This window comes from Bradyrhizobium genomosp. III, from assembly GCF_000261705.1.
GTDB classification, from domain to species: Bacteria; Pseudomonadota; Alphaproteobacteria; order Rhizobiales; family Xanthobacteraceae; genus Bradyrhizobium; species Bradyrhizobium ottawaense.
Window position 1 is genome coordinate 1 of the sequence record NZ_AJQF01000025.1, and the last position, 7,360, is coordinate 7,360.

Here is a 7,360-nt window from a genome sequence, read left to right on the forward strand (position 1 = left end):
CAAGTGGTGCCATGACGAGCGAGCAGGCGGTTGCGATCGCCTCGGGCCTGCGCCTGCGCGCCTACAAGTTCGATCGCTACAAGACCAAGAAGAAGGACGGCGAGGAGGGCGGTTCGCGCGCCGACATCACGCTTGCTGTCGGCGATGCCGCTGCCGCGAAGAAGGCGTTTGCCCCGGCCGGCCACGTCGTCGACGGCGTGATCATCGCGCGCGATCTCGTCAACGAACCGCCGAACGTGCTCTTCCCCGAGGAATTCGCGCGCCGCGCCAGTCAGCTCCGCAAGCTCGGCGTCAAGGTCGAGGTGCTCGACGTCAAGGCGATGCAGAAGCTCGGCATGGGCGCGCTGCTCGGCGTCGGCCAGGGCTCGGCGCGGCCGAGCCGCACCGTGATCATGCGCTGGGACGGCGGCAAGAAGGGCGAGGCGCCGGTGAGCTTCGTCGGCAAGGGCGTCTGCTTCGACACCGGCGGCATCTCGATCAAGCCGGCCGGCAGCATGGAGGATATGAAGGGCGACATGGGGGGCGCGGCCTGCGTCGTCGGCCTGATGCACGCGCTTGCCGCGCGCAAGGCCAAGGTCAACGTGGTCGGCGCCATCGGCCTCGTCGAGAACATGCCCGACGGCAACGCGCAGCGGCCGGGCGACATCGTGACCTCGATGTCGGGCCAGACCATCGAGATCATCAACACCGACGCGGAAGGCCGGCTCGTGCTGGCCGACGTGCTCTGGTACGTCGCCAAGAAGGTGAAGCCGAAATTCATGGTGGATCTGGCGACGCTGACCGGTGCGATCGTGGTCGCGCTCGGCACCGAGCATGCCGGCATGTTCTCCAACAACGACGAGCTCGCCGAACGCCTGCTGGCGGCCGGCATCGAGAGCGGGGACAAGGTCTGGCGCATGCCGCTCGGTCCCGAATACGACAAGCTGATCGATTCCCAGTTCGCTGACATGAAGAACACCGGCGGCCGCCATGGCGGCTCGATCACCGCGGCGCAGTTCCTGCAGCGTTTCGTCGACGGCACGCCCTGGGCCCATCTCGACATCGCCGGCACCGCCATGGGCGCGCCGAAGACCGACATCAACCAGAGCTGGGCAAGCGGCTATGGCGTCCGCCTGCTCGATCGCCTGGTCGCCGACCATTACGAGCGCAAATGACCTGAGATGACCGAAGTCCTGTTCTATCATCTGCAAAACATGACGGTGGAGAACGTGTTGCCGCCGCTTCTCGAGAAATCGCTCGAGCGCGGCTGGCGCGTCGTGGTGCAGTCGACCTCGGAAGAGCGCGCCGATGCGCTCGACGCGCATCTATGGACCTATCGCGACGATTCCTTCCTGCCGCACGCGACATGGCGCGTGAACGATGCCGCCGATCAGCCGATCGTGCTGGCGATCGAGGAGGGCAATCCCAACGGCGCCCATGTCCGCTTCCTGGTCGACAATGCCGCCCTGCCGCAGGACGCGCAGGGCTATGCGCGCATGGTGATGCTGTTCAACGGCGACGATCCGGACGCACTCGCGCTCGCCCGCAGCGCCTGGACGGATTGCAAGGAGCGGGGATTTGATGTCACCTATTGGCAGGCCGACGAGCGGGGCCGATGGCAGCGTCGGAATTAGGGGTCCTTCGCAATTAATGATAATTTGCACTTTTCGGGCGATGCTGGCTTTTGTCACCTTCGTGCCGCAAAGTGATGTTGGGACAATCGCTTAGGGCTGGTCCTTCACGCGGGGAATTTGGTTTATCGTGCGACATCAAAAGCTTCCCAAGTCGCTCATAGTTGCGTTGGCTGCCGTAGCACCGCTGGTCGCGGGCTGCTCGGGGACCGATCTGCTGTCCAAGGACGCACAATGGTTCAACACGCCCAGCCGTCTCTTCATCAAGAACATCTCGATCGAATCCCCGCCGCTGACCCCCGACAAGGCGGTCGGAGCTGAGGATCTCGTCAGCGCCGACGGCGGCTGTCCCGGCATGGCGCCGCCTCCCGGGCCGGCCGATGCCAATGCATCGACGACGGCACCGGCGCCGACGGGCGGCACGGTCGCGCTCGGCCACACCGAATGCGACGTGGTGCGCGGCATCGGCGCGCCATCGAACGTCAATCTCTCCAATGATGCCGTCGGTCGCCGCGTTGCCGTCGTCACCTGGGCCACGGGACCGCGCGCGGGAATCTACACCTTCACCGCCGGCCGCCTGTCCTCGATCGAAGGCAATCCCGATCCGCAGCCGGTGCCGAGGGCGACGAAGCCAAAGCCGAAGAAGCACGCGTAAGCGCGGATCGCCGGCACCACAACGGATCGGCTGCGCGCATCGGAGAAGCTATTGTGCTGCTCCGTAAATCGCCATCTGCTCGAATAGCGGCATCGATGCCGTGGTTCTGAAGGACTCGGGCGAGCTTGGGCGGACCCGATCGGAAGCCCGCTTCGCGCGCGAACCTCAGAACATCGGCTTGGTGTTGAAGCGATCGGGCTGGCGAGCGCGGAAACGGCCCCTCATCGTGAAGCCGTCACGCATATTGAGGCCGAGAAGAACGATGTTCATCGCGCCGGCAAACAATTCGAGAGTCTGCACTGTGTAGAACGTGGTGTCGAACTCCGCGGCGTTTGCCTTGGAGGCAAGAAACAAGGCGGCGGGAATGAGAACGAGGATGCCGTTGCCCGCAATGAACGGCATGCGCTTGATCTTCGCGCCGATCAGGCCAGCGCGCCGTCCCTTTGCCAGAAAGAAACCCGAACCTCCCGTCACCGCCAGCGCCGGAACCAGCAACAGGAAGCCCCAGGGGATGGCTGTCTTCACCAGGGTTACGCTCGCGTGTGATGCGAATAGCTCGGAGAGAGCCGTGGAGAGCCAGAAGGTCGCAATGGTCGTCAGCGCGACCACGCCCGCGACGGGGTGAATGATCTTGGTCATCGGGTCCTGCTGTTCTTCAAGGCGAGCTACGCGACGCAGATGCCGGGCACGGCGACCTTCTCGAACAGGTGCGGAGAGGCGACGGCGGAGGAGGGATAGGCTGCGATCTTCGATCTGAACTCAGGATGTGTGAACGCGGCCCGGAAGTGGGCAGTCGATTCCCAGACGGCATAGTTCAGATATGTCGGGCTATCGCCGATTGCGCGGTGAAGCTGGGTGGCAATGAAGCCCGGCTGCCGCTTCATGAAGGCTGCATCGTCCTGCCAAACCTGGAGGAAGCTCTGCTCGTCGGTCTTGTCGAGCGTGAACACATTCACCAGCACTGCGGGGCTGGTGTCGATGCCAAGCTGACGTTCAATGGGAAAGTTAGGGTCCAGAGGGCGTAGGTGCGCCATGGCAGGCTCCGTTCGATATGGCAATATGGTGTCAATGTGGTACTATACGTAAGTAATTACTTGACATCATGATGTCAATAACAGTTTATGGTGACGGATGCCGAAATCCTTGCGAACGCCGGCCGGTGATGCTCTGTCGAACCTCGTGCTTGACCTGTTCCGGCTGAACAGCCTGCTCCTGACCGCAGGGGACCGCTTGGTGGCCCAGCTCGGGCTCACGAGCGCTCGCTGGCAGATTCTCGGCGCCATCGTGCATGCGGAGCGTCCCCAGCCGGTGGCTTGGCTTGCCCGCGATCTGGGTGCCAATCGCCAGAACGTGCAGCGGATCGTCAATGACCTGCACGCGGAAGGCCTCGTTGCTTTCGAGGCCAATCCGCATCACCGCCGAGCGCAGCTTGTCGTCCTGACCGACAAGGGGCGGCATGCTTTCGATGCCGCCATGGCTTTGCAGGCGCCGTGGGTCAACGGCCTTTCGGAGGGGCTTCCGGTCAAGGACCTGCAAACCGTTCATCGCATCGTCGCGGACCTGCGAACGAGGCTCGAGAGCGAGACAGAGAGCCAGACCTAGCGCACGGCGAGCAGGCGGAATTGACGGGCAACTCTTCGCGACATGTTCCCGGAACGCCGCTGCGGCCGAACAATTGCTGCACGTTTCTGATGAGAAGCTTTCCTGATGGTCTTGCAGCCAGGAATGCGCTCATATGGAGCGATAAAATCTGGAGGAGACTATGCGGTTCTCGATTGCCCTCGTATCGGCTCTGCTTCTGCCGCTCGGCGCGGCCGTTGCCCAGGACTATCCGACGAGGCCCATCACCATGCTGGTTCCATTCGCGGCGGGCGGGCCGACCGACACCATCGCGCGCCTGACGGCCGCAGGCATGGGGAAGTCGCTGGGACAGCAAATCGTCGTCGAGAACGCGACCGGCGCCGGCGGCACCATCGGCACGACCCGCGCCGCGCGCGCCCAGCCCGACGGCTACACGCTGCTGATCCATCACGTCGGCATCTCGACCGCCGCGACGCTGTATCGCAATCTCAGCTATGACACGAAGACGGCGTTTGCGCCGATCGGCCTCGTGACCAATGCACCGATGACCATCATTGCGCGTCCGGACTTTCCGGCCAACACGCTCAAGGAACTGGTCGCCTACGCCCAGCAGCAGGGCGACAAGCTGACTTACGCCAATGCCGGGTTAGGTGCGGCATCGCATCTCTGCGGCATGCTGTTCATGACGGCGATCCAGAAGCAGCTCACCACGGTGCCTTACAAGGGCAACGGTCCGATCATGAACGATCTGCTCGGCAAGCAGATCGATCTCACCTGCGACCAGGCGACCAACACCACCGGGCCGATCACGGCCAAGCAGGTCAAGGCCTATGCGATCACCACCAAGGAGCGGCTGAAGAGTCTGCCCGATCTGCCGACGGCCGATGAGGCGGGCCTCAAGGGATTCGAGCTCGGCGTCTGGCATGGCCTCTATGCTCCCAAGGGCACTCCGCCCGCGGTCGTGCAGAAGCTGACGGCCGCGCTGCAGACGGCGCTCAAGGATCCGGCGCTGATCGCCCGGTTCAACGACATCAACACCGAGCCCGTGCCGCAGGACAAGGCGACGCCCGAGGCGCTGGGCGCGATGCTGACGAGCGAAGTCGACCGCTGGGCCCCGATCATCAAGGCGGCCGGGCAGTTCGCGGACTGAGCGGACAATCCCATGAGAGTAGCTTGGTGAGCCACTAAGGCAGGGTGATTAACTACCGCTCCTGTGCATGGGGTTGTTTTCCAGATTTGGATTCAACCCGCCGCTTCGTCGAACTGCGTGCTCGCCTCGAGCCACTGCTCCTCCGCGCGCGCCAGCGCATCGGCGGCATTGGCGCGCGCCTTTGACAGCTGCGCGGCCTGCTTGGGATCGCGCGTAAAAATGTCGGGCAAAGCGAGGGCCGTGTCGATCTTGGTGATGATGTCGCTGACGCGGGCGATCTCGGCTTCGGCCTCGGTGATGCGCTTCTTCAGCGAGCCGCGATTGTCGGGCCGCGCGCGCTGCGGCTTTTCGCTTGGCACACTGCGCTCGCGCGGTGCGGGCTCGCCGTTGCGCGCGGACAGCACCAGGCGCCGGTATTCGTCGAGGTCGCCGTCGTAATTGGTGACGGTGCGGTCGGCGACGATCCAGAGCCGGTCGGCACAGGCCTCGATCAGGTAGCGGTCGTGCGAGACCATGATGACGGCGCCGGGGAATTCGTTGATGGCTTCGGCAAGCGCGGCGCGGCTGTCGATGTCGAGATGGTTGGTAGGCTCGTCCAGGATGATCATGTTGGGGCCGAAGAAGGTCGCAAGGCCGAGCAGCAGCCGCGCCTTCTCGCCGCCCGACAGTTTGGCGACCTTGGTGTCGGCTGCCTTGCCGGAGAAGCCGATCGCGCCGGCGCGCGCGCGCACCTTTGCTTCGGGCGCGTCGCCCATCAGCTTGCGGACGTGGTCATAGGCGGACGCGTCCACGTTGAGCTCGTCGAGCTGGTGCTGCGCAAAATAGGCGATCGACAGCTTGTCCGCGCGCGTCACCTTGCCGGAGAACGGCGCAAGCCTTCCGGCGAGCAGCTTGACCAGCGTCGACTTGCCGTTGCCGTTGGCACCCAGCAGCGCAATGCGGTCGTCATTGTCGATGCGCAAGGTGACGCGGCCGAGCACGGGCGCCGCCGGATCGTAGCCGACGGAAGCGTTGTCCACGGCGATGATCGGCGGCGACAGGATCTTCTCCGGCGCCGGAAAGCTGATCTCGCGCACGTCCTCGGTGACCAGCGCCGTGATCGGCTTCAGCCGCTCCAGCATTTTCACGCGAGACTGTGCCTGGCGGGCTTTCGAAGCCTTGGCCTTGAAGCGGTCGACGAAGGCCTGCAGGCGGGCGCGCTCGGCCTCCTGGCGCTTGACCTGCTTGGCATCGAGCAGCTCGCGCGCGGCGCGCTGCTCTTCGAACGAGGAATAGGTGCCCTTGTAGAGCGTAAGCTTGCCGCGCTCCAGATGCAGGATCTGGTCGACCGAGCTTTCGAGGAGATCGCGGTCGTGGCTGATCACGATCACCGTGCGCGGATAGTGCGCGAGGTGATCCTCCAGCCACAACGTTCCCTCGAGGTCGAGATAGTTGGTGGGCTCGTCGAGCAGCAACAGGTCGGGGGCTGCGAACAGCGTCGCGGCGAGCGCGACGCGCATGCGCCAGCCGCCGGAGAATTCGGCGCAGGGGCGGAGCTGATCGGCGGCGGAGAAGCCGAGGCCGGAGAGGATGGCGGCGGCACGGCTCGGCGCCGAATGCGCGTCGATGTCGACCAGCCGGGTCTGGATCTCGGCGATCCGGTGCGGATCGGTCGCGCTTTCGGCTTCGTGAAGCAGCGCGTCGCGTTCGAGGTCGGCCTTGAGCACGACGGAGATCAGGCTTTCGGGTCCGTTCGGGGCTTCCTGGGCGAGGCTGCCGACGCTCCAGCGCGGCGGCAGGGTCACCGAGCCGTGCTCTGCCGCGAGCTCACCGCGGATCACCTTGAACAGCGTCGACTTGCCGGTGCCGTTGCGTCCGACCAGGCCGACGCGCGATCCCGGCGTGATCTGCACGGAACTCTGGTCAATCAGAAGGCGTCCGGCGAGGCGGATGGAGAGGTCGGTGATCCCAAGCATGCGGCCTTGTCACCGCAAGGCGCGCCGAACGCAACCCGTTTTTCCGGGGTTATCGTTCAAGCATGATCGTTCCGGAAAACCGCTTCACACTTTTCCGGATCATGCTCGGCTCAATGCGAGTCGCGGTCGCGCTGCCTCAGCTCTTTCATGAGCTGCTCGAGATGGGTCGGGAGCTGGGGTTCGGGACGCAGGCTCTGCTGGAGCCGTTCGCCCACCGCATCGCAAATCGAACGGCTGGTCCGCCGGTCGATCTGCTCACTGTCATTGGCAAAAAGGCCAGCCATCGCGCAGGTTCCGTGTGCTCAAAGTTAGGACACGGTACCAAGTCATTGGGCCCCAAAATGGTTTCGCCGTTTTTGGGGGAATGCCGGCATTCTCGTCAAAATTGTATGAGTCCCGCCATATCCGC

Annotated in this window: 9 protein-coding genes; 6 read left to right on the top strand and 3 right to left on the bottom strand. The window is 64.4% G+C overall.

Going from position 1 to position 7,360, the window contains the following annotated elements:
- The 3 genes from IC66_RS0102265 to IC66_RS0102275 form a co-directional block, all read left to right on the top strand.
- Positions 1 to 1,154, top strand: a 1,154-nt coding sequence (locus IC66_RS0102265) for a leucyl aminopeptidase (protein WP_038946525.1), incomplete at its 5' end; no start/stop codon positions are given.
- A gap of 6 nt (positions 1,155 to 1,160) precedes the next feature.
- On the top strand, positions 1,161 to 1,613 hold the full coding sequence (locus IC66_RS0102270; RefSeq protein WP_038946526.1) for a DNA polymerase III subunit chi: 453 nt from the start codon (positions 1,161 to 1,163) through the stop codon (positions 1,611 to 1,613).
- Between the two features lie 166 nt (positions 1,614 to 1,779).
- Positions 1,780 to 2,265: a hypothetical protein gene (locus IC66_RS0102275; RefSeq protein ID WP_038946527.1), complete on the top strand. Its 486-nt coding sequence runs from the start codon at positions 1,780 to 1,782 to the stop codon at positions 2,263 to 2,265.
- A gap of 165 nt (positions 2,266 to 2,430) precedes the next feature.
- Here the strand turns inward: IC66_RS0102275 and IC66_RS0102280 are convergent, their stop codons facing one another.
- Entirely contained in the window at positions 2,431 to 2,904 is a 474-nt protein-coding gene (locus tag IC66_RS0102280) for a hypothetical protein (RefSeq protein WP_038946529.1), read from the bottom strand.
- Between the two features lie 26 nt (positions 2,905 to 2,930).
- The gene (locus IC66_RS0102285) at positions 2,931 to 3,299 is read right to left on the bottom strand and encodes an antibiotic biosynthesis monooxygenase family protein (protein ID WP_026201869.1); all 369 of its coding nucleotides are present in this window, start codon (positions 3,297 to 3,299) and stop codon (positions 2,931 to 2,933) included.
- 97 nt (positions 3,300 to 3,396) lie between these two features.
- Here IC66_RS0102285 and IC66_RS0102290 point away from each other — a divergent pair, with 97 nt between their 5' ends.
- Both IC66_RS0102290 and IC66_RS0102295 read left to right on the top strand, forming a co-directional pair.
- Complete coding sequence (locus tag IC66_RS0102290) at positions 3,397 to 3,867, top strand: MarR family winged helix-turn-helix transcriptional regulator (RefSeq protein ID WP_028145000.1); 471 nt, start codon at positions 3,397 to 3,399, stop codon at positions 3,865 to 3,867.
- Positions 3,868 to 4,027: 160 nt separating this feature from the next.
- Complete coding sequence (locus IC66_RS0102295) at positions 4,028 to 4,996, top strand: tripartite tricarboxylate transporter substrate-binding protein (protein WP_018317545.1); 969 nt, start codon at positions 4,028 to 4,030, stop codon at positions 4,994 to 4,996.
- Between the two features lie 92 nt (positions 4,997 to 5,088).
- On the opposite strand, the gene IC66_RS0102300 is transcribed toward IC66_RS0102295, so the two are convergent.
- Positions 5,089 to 6,951 (bottom strand): ABC-F family ATP-binding cassette domain-containing protein, encoded by a 1,863-nt coding sequence (locus tag IC66_RS0102300; RefSeq protein ID WP_038946530.1) that lies wholly within the window; start codon positions 6,949 to 6,951, stop codon positions 5,089 to 5,091.
- Between the two features lie 62 nt (positions 6,952 to 7,013).
- On the opposite strand from IC66_RS0102300, the gene IC66_RS47975 reads away from it, so the two are divergent.
- Positions 7,014 to 7,360 (top strand): hypothetical protein (locus IC66_RS47975; RefSeq protein ID WP_210161480.1); only part of this gene is annotated, 347 nt, incomplete at its 3' end.

Excerpts from the sequence above, each read along its gene's own strand:
- IC66_RS0102270 (WP_038946526.1), top strand. The coding sequence starts at position 1,161 with ATGACCGAAGTCCTGTTCTATCATCTGCAAAACATGACGGTGGAGAAC.
- IC66_RS0102280 (WP_038946529.1), bottom strand. The coding sequence starts at position 2,904 with ATGACCAAGATCATTCACCCCGTCGCGGGCGTGGTCGCGCTGACGACC.
- IC66_RS0102285 (WP_026201869.1), bottom strand. The coding sequence starts at position 3,299 with ATGGCGCACCTACGCCCTCTGGACCCTAACTTTCCCATTGAACGTCAG.
- IC66_RS0102290 (WP_028145000.1), top strand. The coding sequence starts at position 3,397 with ATGCCGAAATCCTTGCGAACGCCGGCCGGTGATGCTCTGTCGAACCTC.
- IC66_RS0102295 (WP_018317545.1), top strand. The coding sequence starts at position 4,028 with ATGCGGTTCTCGATTGCCCTCGTATCGGCTCTGCTTCTGCCGCTCGGC.
- IC66_RS0102300 (WP_038946530.1), bottom strand. The coding sequence starts at position 6,951 with ATGCTTGGGATCACCGACCTCTCCATCCGCCTCGCCGGACGCCTTCTG.